Source organism: Aeromonas sp. FDAARGOS 1416 (assembly GCF_019048085.1).
GTDB classification, from domain to species: domain Bacteria; phylum Pseudomonadota; class Gammaproteobacteria; order Enterobacterales; family Aeromonadaceae; genus Aeromonas; species Aeromonas veronii.
The window spans coordinates 364,710-380,384 of record NZ_CP077301.1 but is presented as its reverse complement, the minus strand read 5'-3'; the positions used below and the strand labels follow the sequence as shown (position 1 = coordinate 380,384).

Annotated in this window: 15 protein-coding genes; 9 read left to right on the top strand and 6 right to left on the bottom strand. The window is 60.5% G+C overall.

Annotated features, from left to right (window positions below; genetic code table 11):
• Nucleotides 1–55: 55 nt before the first annotated feature.
• The 4 genes from I6L46_RS01780 to I6L46_RS01765 form a co-directional block, all read right to left on the bottom strand.
• A complete protein-coding gene (locus I6L46_RS01780) occupies nt 56–307 on the bottom strand; it encodes a lipoprotein (RefSeq protein ID WP_043818905.1) in 252 nt (83 codons plus the stop codon).
• A gap of 47 nt (nt 308–354) precedes the next feature.
• Entirely contained in the window at nt 355–900 is a 546-nt protein-coding gene (locus I6L46_RS01775; protein ID WP_005338458.1) for a DUF882 domain-containing protein, read from the bottom strand.
• 164 nt (nt 901–1,064) lie between these two features.
• Nucleotides 1,065–2,549 carry a murein L,D-transpeptidase gene (locus I6L46_RS01770; RefSeq protein ID WP_040066667.1) on the bottom strand — a complete coding sequence of 495 codons (1,485 nt, stop codon included), beginning with the start codon at nt 2,547–2,549 and terminating at the stop codon, nt 1,065–1,067.
• A gap of 92 nt (nt 2,550–2,641) precedes the next feature.
• Complete coding sequence (locus tag I6L46_RS01765; protein ID WP_216977229.1) at nt 2,642–3,406, bottom strand: ABC transporter substrate-binding protein; 765 nt, start codon at nt 3,404–3,406, stop codon at nt 2,642–2,644.
• A 316-nt stretch (nt 3,407–3,722) separates the two neighbouring features.
• On the opposite strand from I6L46_RS01765, the gene I6L46_RS01760 reads away from it, so the two are divergent.
• The 5 genes from I6L46_RS01760 to I6L46_RS01740 all read left to right on the top strand — a co-directional run bounded on the left by I6L46_RS01760 (nt 3,723) and on the right by I6L46_RS01740 (nt 9,217).
• Entirely contained in the window at nt 3,723–4,268 is a 546-nt protein-coding gene (locus I6L46_RS01760; RefSeq protein ID WP_041202288.1) for a hypothetical protein, read from the top strand.
• A gap of 55 nt (nt 4,269–4,323) precedes the next feature.
• The gene (locus tag I6L46_RS01755; RefSeq protein ID WP_021229161.1) at nt 4,324–5,343 is read left to right on the top strand and encodes a glycosyltransferase family 2 protein; all 1,020 of its coding nucleotides are present in this window, start codon (nt 4,324–4,326) and stop codon (nt 5,341–5,343) included.
• Nucleotides 5,340–5,711: a GtrA family protein gene (locus tag I6L46_RS01750; protein WP_005338463.1), complete on the top strand. Its 372-nt coding sequence runs from the start codon at nt 5,340–5,342 to the stop codon at nt 5,709–5,711. The genes I6L46_RS01755 and I6L46_RS01750 overlap by 4 nt, the downstream gene beginning before the upstream one ends.
• Nucleotides 5,711–6,877, top strand: coding sequence for a hypothetical protein (locus I6L46_RS01745; RefSeq protein WP_040066657.1), 1,167 nt, complete (start codon nt 5,711–5,713; stop codon nt 6,875–6,877). Before I6L46_RS01750 ends, I6L46_RS01745 begins: the two co-directional genes overlap by 1 nt.
• Before the next feature lie 228 nt (nt 6,878–7,105).
• A complete protein-coding gene (locus I6L46_RS01740) occupies nt 7,106–9,217 on the top strand; it encodes an alpha-amylase (protein ID WP_216977228.1) in 2,112 nt (703 codons plus the stop codon).
• Between the two features lie 75 nt (nt 9,218–9,292).
• Here I6L46_RS01740 and I6L46_RS01735 read toward each other — a convergent pair whose 3' ends face one another.
• Nucleotides 9,293–9,919, bottom strand: a complete 627-nt coding sequence (locus tag I6L46_RS01735; protein WP_216977227.1) for a glutathione S-transferase — start codon at nt 9,917–9,919, stop codon at nt 9,293–9,295.
• Nucleotides 9,920–10,090: 171 nt separating this feature from the next.
• Between I6L46_RS01735 and I6L46_RS01730 the strand changes: the two genes are divergently transcribed.
• The 4 genes from I6L46_RS01730 (at nt 10,091) to I6L46_RS01715 (ending at nt 13,664) form a co-directional block, all read left to right on the top strand.
• Nucleotides 10,091–10,735, top strand: a complete 645-nt coding sequence (locus I6L46_RS01730) for a response regulator transcription factor (protein WP_005347836.1) — start codon at nt 10,091–10,093, stop codon at nt 10,733–10,735.
• A gap of 113 nt (nt 10,736–10,848) precedes the next feature.
• A complete protein-coding gene (locus I6L46_RS01725) occupies nt 10,849–11,445 on the top strand; it encodes a TetR/AcrR family transcriptional regulator (RefSeq protein WP_216954997.1) in 597 nt (198 codons plus the stop codon).
• An 82-nt stretch (nt 11,446–11,527) separates the two neighbouring features.
• Nucleotides 11,528–12,406 (top strand): alpha/beta hydrolase, encoded by an 879-nt coding sequence (locus I6L46_RS01720; RefSeq protein WP_216977226.1) that lies wholly within the window; start codon nt 11,528–11,530, stop codon nt 12,404–12,406.
• A gap of 112 nt (nt 12,407–12,518) precedes the next feature.
• The gene (locus I6L46_RS01715) at nt 12,519–13,664 is read left to right on the top strand and encodes a patatin-like phospholipase family protein (RefSeq protein ID WP_005347843.1); all 1,146 of its coding nucleotides are present in this window, start codon (nt 12,519–12,521) and stop codon (nt 13,662–13,664) included.
• 28 nt (nt 13,665–13,692) lie between these two features.
• On the opposite strand, the gene I6L46_RS01710 is transcribed toward I6L46_RS01715, so the two are convergent.
• Nucleotides 13,693–15,645: a monovalent cation:proton antiporter family protein gene (locus I6L46_RS01710; protein WP_216977225.1), complete on the bottom strand. Its 1,953-nt coding sequence runs from the start codon at nt 15,643–15,645 to the stop codon at nt 13,693–13,695.
• Between the last annotated feature and the right edge of the window lie 30 nt (nt 15,646–15,675).

The window sequence follows — 15,675 nt, the reverse complement described above, 5'->3', positions numbered from 1 at the left end:
TTGCGAGCAACAAAAAAGCGCCCAAGCGGCGCTTTTTTCATGGACGGTCTGCGACTCAGTTAATCCCTTCCGAGCTAAAGAAGGTCGCCTTGTCGGCGATAAAGCGGATCTTGATGTTCTTCCCTTCCCCGCCCCAGAGGCAGCTGGTGGTGCCCAGCGCATCATCACAGCGCTCCGCCTTGCCCAGAATGGTGCTGGCCTCGGCGTAACTCATCCCCATCTTCAACTGGTCGTAATTTTCACGGTTGAGCTTGCTGCAACCGGTCAACAACAGGGCGATCAGGCCGCCAATCACTATCTTGTTCATCGCAATCTCCTCTCTGGTGGGAAGAGCTTGGCAGTTTGCCAACCCCTTTACCAGCTGCGCACCGGGCCGGTATCGAGGTGAACGAAGTTGTCACGAGGATAGTAACCAACCCCACCCACCTTGAGCTGGAGCGCCGCCTTGCGCAGATGGGCCAGCTGTACGCCGGGGATCCGCACATCCACCGCCTGCCCCAGGGTGTGGTAGCTGTGCTTGGCCACGCCGCGGCTCTTGTGGCGCTTTTGGCGATTTGTGGCCGGGGCGCGATAGCCGGAGATCAGCTGAATTTCGCTGCGCCGACCCAGCTTGTGCTGCAACAGAAACAGCTGATCAAACAGCTTCTTGTCGATGTTGAACACTTCGTTGCGCCGGTAATCGCGGAAGATGTGGTTGAGCTCGGCCAACCCGTCGCTCAGATAGTGGCCATTCTCCCAATAGCTGGCGCGCACCCGCTCGCCGGTATTGAGATTGAAGAAACTGAGTTCACGCCCGGTGGTACTGCGGCTGGCCAGTGCAGGGAAGGAGATCAGCGAGCTGCCCAGCAGGCAACCGGCTCCCAACAACAGGCGACGTCGACTTATCTCTTGTTCCAGCATAAGGGGTTCGTCCATCGCAGATTCAAGCGAAAATAGTTGAATAAAATCACTGATTGAATGTGATACAGGCGCTTGAAACTACCTTCCGGCGGGGGGGCCTGTCAAACCTCAATCGCCCATAGAAAAGCCCGGCACAGGCCGGGCTTTTCACTCTGTGGCAGGGATCACAGCAGGCGGCTCTGGAAGCTGACCCGATCAAATCCGTAGATGTCGTTGCGCAGTTGCTGGCGACCATTTTCGTCGATCCAGCTGCTCCAGTAGACGGTAAAGACCGGGATCGGCGTGGTGAGCGGCAACCATTTGGTCTGGCTCTCCTTGAGGATATTGGCCACCTTGTCCGGCTGATAGCGGGAGTCCGCCAACAACAGCTCGGCCAGATCGTCCGCATGTTCCACCCGGATGCAGCCCGAACTGAAGGCGCGCGCCCCCTGTTCGAACAGCGCCTTGCGCGGGGTGGAGTGCAGATAGATGGCGTCATTGTTGGGCAGGTAGAACTTGTAGCGCCCCAGAGCATTGTGATCCCCCGGCTTTTGCCGCAGTCGATAGGGGAAACCGGCGGCCAGCGCCTGATGCCACCCCTCTTCGGTGAACTGGACCGGATTGCCCTCGCTGTCGATCACCTCGAACTGCTCGCGACTCAGATAGGCGGGATCGCGACCCAGCTTGGGCAGGATGTCCTTGCTCAGGATGGAGCGCGGCACATGCCAGGAGGGATTGAGCACGATGGAGCGAATTTCGCTGGCCAGAATGGGCGTGGCCCGCTGCTCCTTGCCGACGATGACCCGGCTGGTAAACACCTCGTTGCCGGACTCCACCACACTCAGACGGTAGTCGGGAATATTGACCAGCACGTAGCGGCCCCCGGCGAGTTGATCCACCAGATCTCGACGCCACAGGTTACGCAGCAGCAAGCTGGCGCGCACTTGCGGGCCGGTATTGAGCCAGGAGCGGGTTTGACGGCCGATGATGCCGTCCGCGGTGAGACCGTGACGACGCTGGAACTGCTTGATGGCCTGCTCGGTATCACCATCGTAAATCTGATCACCATGGCTCGGGGCGCTGTCGCCCAGCTCGTTGAGCATGGCGCGGATTTGGCCGAGCTCGGCGGAGCTCTCTCCGGCACGCAGGGTCGGCATATCGAGGGTCGGCCACTTGCTGGCCATCGGCATTGCCAGCAGTTTGTGCACTTTGGCCCGCACCGCCTCGTATTCCGCCACCTGAGGGCGCAGGGATTTCACCTGGGTGAGTAGGTCATCATCGCTGGGTTGGGTCACTACAGGGCGGTTCAAATCGAGCTTGAGGGTCTTCATCTGCTCACGAGAGACCAGATCCATCCCCCGCCAGGCGTGCTGGAAACGACTGAGCTTGGCAAAAATGTCGTCATAGATGGCGCCACGCTTGTCTGCAGGGGTGGCCTGCAGACGCTTCCACAGCGTGAAAAAATCGGGATGCAGCTGGGCAAGCACAGCCTCTTGCAACTGCTGCTCCAGCTCGACACGGGCCTGTTCGGCCTGACTGCCCTGATACCAGTCGTGTCCGGTTTCACTGGCCGCCACCACAACTTGTGCTTCGGTCGCATGTACCGCGCCAGCGGGCAAACATCCCAGCCACACCAGATTGGCAAGGGCCAGCCAATACTTCATCCCCATGGGTACCTCAAAACGGTTTGTTCACTCTGTCAGGCCTGACAAGCAGACCCGATGCTCAGGCCGCTCATGATGCGTGAACGGCCAATACTTTGCTAGCGCCCGGGGGCATAACGCTGCCAGATAATGTCATACGCATCTGTCTCCTTGAACCGCGCCAACGCCTGATTGAATTGTTGCAAGAACTGCGGCGAAAAGCTGCGCTTGCCCAACATAAAAAAGCTCGGCGATTCAGATACCACCATGGGGTGACTGGTGAAAAGACCGCTCATCCCCTCCTTGTTAAGTGCGCTGGGGGTAGCCAGCATGTCACCGAGGAAACCGTCGATCCGACCGCGGGCCAGCTTCTCAAAATTTTGCTGGTCGCTCACCGCACTCACCTGTTTGGCATAGCGAGCGAGCAGCGACATCACTTCATCGCCATAAAAGTACTCTTTGGTGACGCCGAGGGAGTAACCACTGGCCAGCCAGCTCTCCAGATCCTGCTCGGGGTAGTGGCTGCCCTTGCGGATCCACAGCAAGGTGCGCCCCGGGTTGTAGGAGTCGGAAAACCAGGCATAACGGGCGCGCTCATCATTGATATTCGCCTCCATCGCCATGTCTATCTCGCCATGCTCCATCTCGTGCAGTACCCGCTTCCAGGGCAGCTCCACATAGTTGACCTTGCAGTGCATGGAAGTGAGTACAGCCGTCAGCACCTCGGCGGCATAACCGCGCACCTCTTGCGGTGAGTCGGCTTCGTAATAATGGTAGGGTGGCCAGTTATCGTAACCGACCTGAATAGGCTCGGGACACAGGGCCCTGGCCAATGCCATTGGCGCCCATAATCCAAGCAACAGACAGCAAGAGATCCACTTCATATGTCATCCTTGACGAATAGGTGAGTCATCATAAATCGCCCCCTGCAAAATGGCGATAGAGGCCAGATGACTATCGCATCCGCTAGAAAGTGACGCAGCAAAGCACGTCTATTTGCCAAATACCTTGCCGGAGCGCCACTGGCAATCGGCGCCCCGCCAGACCTGTTTAACCGGGAAACAGCAACGTTTGGAACAGGGGTAAAAAGGGGTTAATATGTGACCAAATATTTTTTTGTGATCCACTATGCTTTTTTTGCAATTGGATTAGCATATGCGCGACATCGGCCTACCCATTCTGTCAGGCATAGAGAGTGATATGACGTACAAAAAGTTCGGTTTTTTGACTGCCATTCTGGCGTTAAGCGGTTTTTATCTTTACACCCTCTATCTGGCTGCTCACCCCAACGTGAGCCTGGCCTACAAACTCTACTATCTGGAAGGCAAGACCCGCTTCTGGGAACACAACTCCAGCATGACCTATCAGCCTGGTAACGAACTCAATCTGACCAAGCCGAGCCGCTTCCTCTCCAGCGAAGGCTGGGCCAAGAAGCCGAGCGACGAAGGTACCCTGCTTAGCGGTCAGGGCGGTCTCTACTTTGTGCTGCCCAAGCAGGCGGCCAATCCGGATCAGCTTACCGTACAGGCCCGCATCAACAGCCCGGAAGCCGGCGCTCTGTTGAAAGTGGCGCTGGGTCACGACTTCACCACTACGGTGAAACTGGCCAAAGCGGGCATCAACGAAATCCGCCTCAGTCTGCCCGGTGACTCGCTCACGGCAGATCCCAAGCGCCCCAATTTTCTGGCGCTCTCGGCACCTACTCCCATCAATGTGCAGTCGGTACGTTTGACCGTAGCCCAGTGATCCTTGCCCCGAATACCATTTTATAAAAACAACTATCCCAAATAAGGACGTTCTTATGTCGCATCCAGATTTTCGACTCTCTCTGGTCGTTCCCGTTTACAACGAGGAAGAGAGCATCGATGCCTTCATCAACGCGATAGACAACGAACTGGCCCCGCTGAAAGACCAGCTTGAAATTGTATTCGTCAACGATGGCAGCCGTGACCGCACCCGTGAAGTGGTCGAGCAGGCCATCGCCCGTGACCCGCGCGTGACCCTCGTCAACCTGGCACGCAACTTCGGTAAAGAAGCGGCCCTGACCGCCGGTCTGCATCAGGCCAAAGGGGATGCCATCGTGCCGATGGACGTGGATCTGCAAGACCCGCCCGCCCTGATTCTGGAGTTCGTCAAACTGTGGCAGACCGGTGACTATGACACCGTCTACGGCATCCGCGTCGATCGCAGTGCCGATACCCCGATGAAGCGCCTGACTGCCGGTGGCTTCTACCGCTTCTTCAACGCCCTCTCCACCAGCACCAAGCTGCCGGAGAACGCCGGTGACTTCCGCCTGATCGACCGTCGCGTGGTCGAGGCGATCAAGCTGCTGCCCGAGCGCAACCGCTTCATGAAGGGTCTGTTTGCCTGGGCCGGTTTCCGTGCCGTTGGCGTCCCCTACGAGCGCCCGGCCCGTCACGCCGGTGAAACCAAATTCAACTACTGGAAACTGTGGAACTTCGCGCTCGACGGTCTGCTCAGCTTCTCCAGCTGGCCGCTGCGGGTCTGGAGCTATGTGGGTGTCGGCGTCTCCTTCGTCGCCTTCCTCTACATCCTCAAGATCGTGACCCAGGTGGTCTTCTTCGGCATCGACGTGCCCGGTTACGCCTCACTGATGTCCGTAGTGCTGTTCCTCGGTGGTATCCAACTGTTGTCGCTCGGCATCATCGGCGAATACATCGGCCGCATGTTTGTGGAAGTGAAACAGCGCCCGGTCTACCTCATTGAAGGGGTCTATGGCCAGTATGCCAAGCAGGATGCGGCCAAACCGCAGAGCGCTGACAGCAACCAGCAAGAGCAGCAGGAGCAAGCGCCTCAATGATCTCCCGCGAGGAATTCTGGCGGCTGGTACGTTTCGGTTTTGTCGGCGGGGGGGCTACCCTCGTCGACCTTGGCACCTCCATCGCACTGTTTCATACCTGGCCCACCATCTCGGAGCACCTGGTTACCACGTTGGCTTTTGCCATCGCGTTCTGGTTCTCCTTCTTTGGTCACCGCTACATCACCTTCCAGAAGCAGGGAGCCGCCAGCAAGTTTCTGCTGGTCGCCCTCTTCTCGCTGGCGGTGCGTAACCTGATCCTGAGCGGCCTGCTGTTTGCGGGGCTCTCCGGTCTGCTGCCGGTGGTCATCGCCACCCTGACCGTTACCGTCCTCACTTACGTTCTCTCTCGCGTCTGGGTTTTTGCCTGATGAATGATATGACCAATACTGCCCCGCTAACCGGGGCTGCACTCCCCTATCGCCCGTCACTGCGCATCAGCGGTCGTGACTGGCTGATGATCATCGCTGCCTTCATGCTGAGCCGGGTGGCGCTGTATGGCATGGGCTACTTCGGTGTCCAGCTCTATGGCTCCCCCGACATCGGCCCGCTGCAGGCATATTGTCAGTTCGACTGCGTCTGGTTCCAGCGAATCATCGAGAACGGCTACGATCTCTACCCGCGTTGGCTGAGCAAGGGCAATGCGGCAAACTGGGCCTTTATGCCGCTCTACCCGATGGTCTCCGGTGCCATCTCCAACCTGTTCAATGTCGAGAGCCTGATCGGCCTCATCATTGTTACCAATCTCTCCTTCTTCGCCAGCTTGCCGCTGATGCTGCTGGTGCTGCGTCAGCTAAAGCTGGGTGACGATACCGCCCGCTTCGGCGTCTGGCTGCTGGCCTTCTCCCCCTTCTCCGCCTACTTCGTCTCCGGTTATACCGAGTCGACCTTTATGGCGCTGATGCTGGGGATGTTCCTGTTCGCCTATCGGGAGCAGTGGCTGATGGTGGCCGTGCTGGGGGTCTGTATCTCCGCCACCCGCAACCTGGGGGTGATGATGGTCTTCCCGGTGCTGATCCTGGCGCTGCAAGCCTACGGCTGGCGGGAGTTTTTCCGCTTCACCGAACGCGCCTTCAAGGTGGTGTTCACCCTCTGGATGATCCCGTTTGGCCTGTTTGCCTACATGGTCTACCTCTATCACCTGACCGGCGATGCCTTCGCCTTCAAACACATTCAGGTGGCATGGGGTCGCTACATGGACAGCCCGCTGGACTGGTGGCTGAGCGGTTTCGAGCTGGGCGGCCGCAAGGCTTACCTCTCCATCATGGTGATCTTCGGCTGGTGCCTGAACGGCTACCTGTTCAGCCAGAAACGCTGGGCGGAAGCGACCCTGATGTTCATCTGCTGCACCATCCCGCTGATGACCGGCCTCAACGCCATGCCACGCTATATGTTCGGGCTATACCCGACCCTGCTGGCCATCATTCTGCTGACCCATCGCTGGCCAGCCATCCGCCCTGCTGTGCTCTGCATTAGCGGCATGGTTGCCTCCTTCATCGCGGTGGCCTTCGTCAACTTCAAGTTCTTCACCGTCTGATGTGACGACGATGCCTGATACACCAAATGCCGGTCACCTGACCGGCATTTTTTTATGCCGCTATTTTTATCGGCACAGCATCCCATCTCCTCTCCGTCACACTTTCCTCGGCTTGAAAACGTAACCATTTGAACTGAAGTCACAAATCGGCATTTTGCCGATCCAAGGCGCGCTTTGCTGCTCCTAGAATGGGCCCTTGTCCGAACTGCCCTGCTCAAGGAATGGCTTATGCGTCGTGCTCATCACTTATCCCCTCTCTGGCTTGCCCTGCTGGCCGCCCCTCTGTTCATCCAACAGGCGATGGCCGCCCCCGAGGTTCGCCTCTATGTGGATGGTCAACCGGTGGCGACCCCGATCGTGCTGGACAAGGGCACGGTGGAGCTGACCCACACCCTTGCCAAGGGGAGCCACCAGATCCGCATCAGCGACGCAGACAACAGTTGCGGTACCAGCTTTGGCCCGAGCGAGAGCAAGCCGCTCCCCTTCGGCACCGCCCAGCCCATGGACAAATGCAGCAAGGATCAGAGCTTTACCCTGCGGGTGATGCTGGCCGGGGAGTATCAGTTCACCTTCAACCCGGATACTCCCAGCCTCAAGGTGCTGCGGGCGACCAAGAAGAGCGAGTTCAAGCGCCAGCCACCAGAAGAGCCCTGCATCAGCTGGGATGGCGGCCCGGTCACTGTGTCGCTCAAAGGGGTCTGGCCCGACGGCACCCGACTGCGGGATGCCTACTCGAAACAGGAGGCGGTGGTCAAACAGGGCAAGCTGACCCTGACCCCGAGCAAAGAGAGCGGCGGCCTGCTGCTGCTCGAGCCGGTCAAGGCAGCCAAGCCAGCACCGTTCAGCTGGGATCAGGCGAGCGTCTATTTTCTGCTGACCGACCGCTTCAACAACGGCGACCCCGCCAACGACCACAGCTTCGGCCGCCAGAAGGATGGACAGGACGAGGTGGCCACCTGGCACGGTGGTGACTTCAAGGGGCTGACCGAGAAGCTCGACTACATCAAGAGCCTCGGCATGAACGCAATCTGGATCACCCCAATGGTGGAGCAGGTTCACGGCTTTATCGGCGGTGGCGAGCAGGGCAACTTCCCTTTCTACGCCTACCACGGCTACTGGGCGCTCGACTTCACCAAGATTGACCCCAACTACGGCGATGAAGAGAGCCTGAAAACCCTGGTGGACGAGGCCCACAAGCGCGGCATGCGGATCATCCTCGACGTGGTGATGAACCACGCCGGTTACGCTACCCTCGCCGACTTGCAAGATCTGGGGCTCACCGAGCTAACTCAGAACAGCAGCAAACTGCCGACCGTCTGGAACCAGTGGCGCCCGAGCGGCGGCCTTAACTGGCATGGCTACAACCAGTTCATCGACTATCAATCACCCGCGTGGAACAAGTGGTGGAGTGGTGACTGGGTGCGCGCCGGTCTGCCCGGCTACCCGCAGCCTGGCACCGACGACGTCACCGGCTCGGTGGCGGGGCTGCCGGACTTTCTGACCGAATCGGTCAAACCGGTAGGGCTGCCGCCATTGCTGGCGGCGAAAAAGGATACCCTCGCCAAGGCGCTGCCCGACGCTACCGTGAGCGACTACCTGATCGCCTGGCACACCGACTGGGTGCGCCGCTTTGGTATCGACGGCTTCCGCGCCGACACCGTCAAGCATCTGGAGCCCGAGGTATGGGCCAAGCTCAAGCAGGCGGGCACCGCTGCGCTCAAGGAGTGGAAGACTGCGAACCCGAGCAAGGCCCTCGACGATCTGCCCTTCTACATGGTGGGAGAGGTGTGGGATCACGGGGTGGCCAAGGATTTCTGGTATCAGAACGGTTTCGATTCCCTGATCAACTTCGACTATCAGCGCGAGTTCGCCCTGTCACAGGCTCAGTGCATGGCCAGCGCCGAGCCCACCTATGCCAGCTACGCCAGTCGCATCAATCAGGATCCCGAGTTCAACGTGCTGAGCTACATCAGCTCCCACGACACCAAGCTGTTCTTTGGCGACTATCAGGATGTGCCGCTACAGCGCCGGGTCGCCAACAGCTTTATGCTGCTGCCGGGCGGCATCCAGCTCTACTACGGCGACGAGTCCGGCCGGGGGCTGGCCAAGGATGGAGGGGTGTTCGATCAGGCGTTGCGCTCGGACATGAACTGGCAGGAGCTGGCCAGCGGCGACAAGGCTGAGCTGGTCAAGCACTGGCAGCAACTGGGCCAGTTCCGCGCCGCCCATCCGGCCATTGCGGCAGGCAGCCACCAGAAACTCTCGGATGCCCCCTACGCCTTCGTGCGGGAGAAGGGGGATGACAAGGTGGTGGTGGTCTTTGCCGGTCGGCAGAAGTAACTCTTGGGCCATATATACCAGCAACAGAGAGGGGAGCCACTGGCTCCCCTCTCTCGTTTATCTATCTGCCAAGGCTCACTGTGACTGGCGCGCCGCCACCGGCCACTGCAACCGCGCCTTGAGCAGGGTCTCCTGCCACAGGGGCCAAGAGAGCAGCGCCTGCTGATAGACTCCCGCCTGACCGGGCAACAGGATACCGTAGCTGGCCAGCCGATAGGCCATCACCGCATAGAAGGCATCGACAATGCCCGCCTCGCCAAAGTAGAAGGGGCCCCGCGCCTGCGACCAGATCTCCTGCAAACGGGCCAGCTCACCGACCGCCTCCACCGGGGGATCGATACGGGTTGGCGCCCCAAGAAAGAAGGGGAGCAGAGAACGGATCTGCCGAAATCCCGCGTGCAACTCGGCGCAGAGGCTGCGAGCCAGTGCCCGCTCGGCCAGCGAAACGGGATAGAGCTGGCGCTCGGGACAGAGCTCGTGAACATATTCGGCGATGGCCAGCGAGTCGTGAACCCGCACGCCATCGTGTTCGAGCCAGGGCACCAGACCGGCCGGTGCCAGCCGCTTGAGCCGCGCCAGCGACTTGGCATCCTCCAGATCGAACACCTGCTCCTGCCATGTCAGCCCGCTCATGGCGAGCACCAGTGCCGCCCGCATTGCCCAGGTGGAGCCGGTGCCCACCGCCAATACCAAGGATCCCATCTGTTGCCTCCTGCATGAGTTGCCTGCGACCGGCCTGCCTGCCCTTGATGGCAAAACATCCGATGGTCGCTTCACATTTGCGCACCGGCGGGTTTGACCCTCTTGGTGAGCGATGCTAGTTTGATTTTTCAAAACAATCAGTTAGCAACAATGTGAGCCATTAACCGAAATATGGACAGCCAATTTACCATCGTCATCGCAGATGACCACCCCCTGTTTCGGGGCGCCCTTTACCAAGCGGTGCACATGGCCATCAACGACGCTCAATTGCTGGAAGCGGACTCCATCGACAGCCTGACCAGCCTGCTCGGCGAGCACCCCGAAGTTGACCTGTTGCTGCTCGATCTCAAGATGCCGGGAGCCAATGGATTCGAGGGGCTGGCCCACCTGCGCGGCCAGTATCCCGACCTGCCCATCGTGGTGGTCTCCGCCTCGGAAGATGCGGCCATCATCCAGCAGGTGCTGCGGCTCGGGGCGCTCGGCTTCATTCCCAAATCGGTGCCGATGAAGGAGCTGGTCAACGCCCTCAATACGGTGATCGGGGGGGATAACTGGGTGCCGGAAGGCATCTCGCTCCATCCTGAATCGGAAGACGGCCCCGATTTCGCCAGCAAGCTAGCCAGCCTCACCCCCCAGCAGTACAAGGTGCTGATCATGCTGCGCGATGGCAGCCTGAACAAACAGATTGCCTGGGAGCTCAACGTCTCAGAGGCCACCATCAAGGCCCATATCACCGCCATCTTCAGAAAACTGGGCGTCAAAAACCGCACTCAGGCGGTTATCGCCCTGCAACAGCTCGATATCAAGGAGAACTGACCCCCGCGCGCAGTGACACGCGGGAGACGACATAGCCAGCCATGCTGGCTATTTGTTGCTCGACAATTAGCACGATCGTACTTTATGCTGCCAGCGCCAACGAGGAGAGAGTGATGAGCAAAGGGCGCCTGACCCGGGAAAACATTTTGCAGACCGCCTTTGAGCAAGCGAGCCAGCAAGGGCTGGAGAGCCTGACCATCGGCTCGCTGGCCAGCGCCTGCGAGATGTCCAAAAGCGGCCTGTTTGCCCACTTTCAATCCCGCGACAATCTGCAGATCGCCGTGCTGGAGTACGCCGCCGAAGTGTTTCGGCTGCGGGTGATCCAGCCGGTACGCCAGCAGGAGCACCAGAGCCAGCACGACAAGCTGATCGCCCTGCTGCGCGCCTGGCAGGCGTGGAACCACTGCTTCGCCGGACGCTGCATGTTCCTCGATGCCTGGACCTCGGTGCAGGATGACCATGAGCAAAAGAGCCAGGTGCAGCAAGCCGCCCGTCAACTGGTGCGCTTCTGGCTCGACTATCTGGCCCGTCAGGTGGTGCAGGGTCAGGCCGCAGGCGAGTGGCGACAGGAGATGGATCCCTGGCGCGCCGTTTACCGCCTCTATGGCCTCTATCTGGCGGATCAGGTGTTCAACGATCTCGAACTGTGTCAGGATCCGGCCCGCCACTTCTGGCCCGAGGTGGACGCTCTGCTGAGCAGCTGGCGCTGATGTTTTGGCATCCGTTCAACACAAATTTTTAAAAACCGACAAAAAAGCACGACCGTTCGCACATAAAAACCACAGGATGACCATGAGCAGCAAAATCTACTTCAACACCCGCCGCTTCAGCCCGAGCAAATGGCTGCTGGGGATCGGTACCCGGTTGCACCACAGACTCGCCCCCACCCATGCCAAGCGTACCGCCAGCAAGTTGCTGCTCACCCCCCAGCGCAACCAGCGGAATGCCCACGAGCCAGCGGGCCTGGTGAAGCAGGCCGTCCATACCAGCGAAGGGGTATTGATGAGCTATCGGCTCGGTCAGGGGCCGCTGTGGCTGCTGATGCACGGCTGGTCCGGCAGCGCCAGCCAGTTCTATCCGCTGATGAGCCATATCGCCGCGCAGGGTTTCACCGCCATTGCCTACGATCATCCGGCCCACGGCCAGAGCGCAGGCAACACTGGCCACCTGCCCCGTTTCGTGCGCGCCTTCGACGAGCTGGCAACCAAGCTGGCCAGCGAAGTAGGCCCGCTGCACGGGGTCATCGCCCACAGCATGGGAGGCGCCGTCACCCTCTCCAGCCGTCAGGCGGGTATCGATACCCTGCCGCTGCTGTTGATTTCGCCGGTGCTCGACTACGTGCCCCAGCTCTACGGCATGGTGGCGCGCTCCGGCTACTCCATCCGGCTGTTCGATGCGGTGGTCAAGGAGATTGAGCAGGAGTACCAGCACCCCTTGAGCACGGTTGATCCGCTGGGCCGACTCGCCAGTCGCTGCGGCGCGGCGATGATCGTGCACGACGAGGAGGACAGATTTGCCCCGCACGGCGATTCCTTGCGGGCCAGTCAGGATGGTCATACCCGGCTGGTGAGCACCCGGGGTCTGGGCCACGGTCGCATCCTCGCCAGCGCCCCGGTATTCGCCGCCTTCGATCAGCTGGCTCGACCGGAAAATCCTCACCGCGCCCTTTGACATGGGGCCATGAAAAAAACGGGCAAGCGCCCGTTTTTATATTTGATACAGCGCCTTATAGTTAACTTGTCAGTGGGAACATTCTTGTCAGAACACGATAAGGCGCCAGCATATGGCCAGACCCAATACAGCGTTGTTGCTCACCGGTGGCGGTGCTCGCGCCGCCTATCAGGTCGGCGCCCTCAAGGCGATTGCGGAGCTCTACCCGCGCAATCTCGGCATCCCTTTTCCCATCCTGTGTGGCACCTCGGCGGGGGCCATCAATGTCACCGCGCTCGCCTGCTACGCCTCCTGCTTCCATCTGGGGGTGCGCAAGCTGGAGTGGGTCTGGCGCCGCTTCGAGACCCACCACATCTTCGATTTTCACCCCGGTCGCCTGCTGTGGCGGCTGATGTACGAGGGGTCGGCGGGGCTGATCAATCCCCACACCAACCACGCCTTTCACCTCTTTGACAACGCGCCGCTGCACCGCCTGCTGGATCAACTCATCGACTATCACCGCATCGATGACAACATCCTCTACGGCAGTCTGGAGGCGCTGGCCATCACTGCATCGGATTACGATGACGGCCTCTCCACCACCTTCTTTCAAGGGCGAGCCGACCACCATCCTTGGGAGCGAGCCAGACGGCGCGGGGTACGCACCGTGCTTACATCGGAGCACCTGCTCGCCTCCTCGGCGTTGCCCTTCGTCTTTCCGGCCACCCGGATCGGCGAGAAGTTCTACGGCGACGGCTCCATCCACCAGCTGAGCCCGCTCAGCCCCGCCATCCATCTGGGGGCGGAGCGGATCCTGCTGATCACCCTGGATCCGCCGGCGCACTCGGCGCCGACCCATCATCACGGCCATCTCACCAGCTCCAATATCGCCAGCCATCTGCTCGATACCGTCTTTACCGACACCCTCAACTCCGATCTGGAGCGGCTGTGGCGCATCAACCAGACGCTGGATCTTATCCCTGAGCGGGAGCGCAATCGCCTCAAGCTGAAGCGGGTGGAGACCTGCGTGCTAAAACCGAGTCAGGATCTCGACACCATCGCACTGGCCTACCTGCGCAAACTGCCGCTAAAGTTGCGCCGCCTGTTGCGGGTGCTGGGCGTGAAGGGGGATGAGACCAGCAGTCTGGCCAGCTTTTTGATGTTCTATCCGGGTTATTGCCAGCAGCTGATCAAGCTGGGCTATCAGGACACCCTGAGGGAGCGGGAGCGGGTCGTCGCCTTCCTCGATATCGAAGGGCTACCAAAAGAGCGGGAGTAAAGGGCGCTGCCGATGAGTGCAAGGGGACTCAGCGCCCCTCCAGCAAACGCTGCTCCGCCTGCTCCATCGCCACCACGGTACCAAACAGGATCAGCCGATCGCCAGCCGCCAGCACCAGCTCGGGTCTGGGTTCCAGACTCTGATCCCCGCGCTGCACCTCCTTGATCCGCACCTCATCGAGCGGCAACTCGCGCACTTCATGGCCTACCGCCCACGCCTGATCGTGCAGCAACAGCGGATGGAGGCGTTCAAGCAGCTGATCTGCCTCCAGATTGCTGGCGCTCTGATCCCCCCAGTAGAAGCCATGCAGGAAGCGATACTGACTGCTGCGCTCCAGCTCCATCCGGCGGATCACCCGACCGATAGGGATATCGCAGTTGAGCAGCAGGTGGGAGACCAGCATCAGGGCCCCCTCTTGGGATTCGGGGATCACCTCGAAGGCCCCCGCCTGCTTGTACTGCTCCAGAAAGCTGTCATCGCGGGTGCGCACCAGCACCTTGAGATCCCCCGCCAATTCGCGGATCAGTGCCAGCATCGCCTCCACCCGCTTGCGATCATCAAAGGTGATGATCACCAGCCGTGCCCGCAACAACCCGGCGGCCAGCAGAATATCGCGGCGGCTGGCGTCGCCGAAGGCCACCTGCTCCCCCGCCAGCTTGGCCTCGCTCACCCGCTCGGGGTCGAGGTCTAGGGCCAGAAAGGGGATCTCCTCGATCTTGAGAAAGCGGGCACAGGTCTGCCCCGCCCGGCCAAACCCGGCAATGATGACGTGCTGGTTTTTGCTCAGTCCCGACTGGGCGACTTCGGAGCGGGTCAACAGCGCAGGATCGGTGAGGCTGCGAGCCAGCGAATGGGCCTGGGTCACCAGCCAGGGAGTCATGGCGATGGAGATGATGCCGATGCCGATCAGCAGGGAGACCAGTTGCTGATCCAGCAAGCCGTGGTGCAGTGCCAGTGCCAGCAGCACGAAGCCAAACTCTCCCACCTGACTGAGCATGATGCCGGCGGCCATGCTGTCGCGCTTGCGCTCCCCAATCAGCCGCCCGGCCAGCAGCACCAGCAGGGATTTGCACAGCACCAGCAGCACCACGCAGATCAGTACCTGCCACCATGCCCGCGCCACCAGCTCCCACTCCATGGCCATGCCGATGGTGATAAAGAAGAGCCCCATCAGCACATCGCGAAAGGGCTTGATGTCTACCTCAAGCTGATGACGGTAGTGGGACTCCCCCAGCATCATCCCCGCCAGAAACGCCCCCAGCGCCATCGACAACCCCAGCGAATGGGTCATGTAGGCAGCCAGCAGCGCCACCAGCAGGGCGCTCAGCACGAACAGCTCGTCAGAGCGGGCCCGCGCCACCTCGTGAAACAGCAGCGGCAGCAACCACTTGCCCACCGCCAGCAGAGTGAAGAGGGCAAACAGCCCCTTGAGGGTGGCCCAGGCGATCTCGGCGGCAAGGGCGCTCCCCTGCACTTCCGGCTGGGCGAGGATCGGGATCATCACCAGCAGGGGCACCACCGCCAGATCCTGAAACAGCAGCACGCTCACCCCCAGCTGGGCGCGGCGGGTATGGAGCTGCTTCTGCTCGCCAAGCTGCTTGATCACCACAGCCGTGGAGGAGAGTGCCAACGTTCCCGCCACCACCAGCGACTGGGCCAGACCCAGCCCCCACCACCAGCCGATGGCGAAGAAAAGCAGTGACGTGAGCAGCACCTGCAACATCCCGACCCCCAACACCAATCGCCGCATCGCCAGTAGTTTCGGCAGGGAGAACTCCAACCCCAGCGAGAACATCAGAAAAACGATCCCCAGCTCGGCAATGGTCTGCATGATCGACTGGCCGGTGATCACCGCCAGCCCGTGGGGGCCGAGCAAGACGCCGGCAATCAGGTAGGCGAGGATGACCGGCAAGCCGAGGCGCCGGAAAGTTGCCACCAGCAGGACGGCGGCGAACAGCAGGATCAACAGGTCTGTGTACAAATTTTCCTCTCCTTTTATCGACTTAAGCTT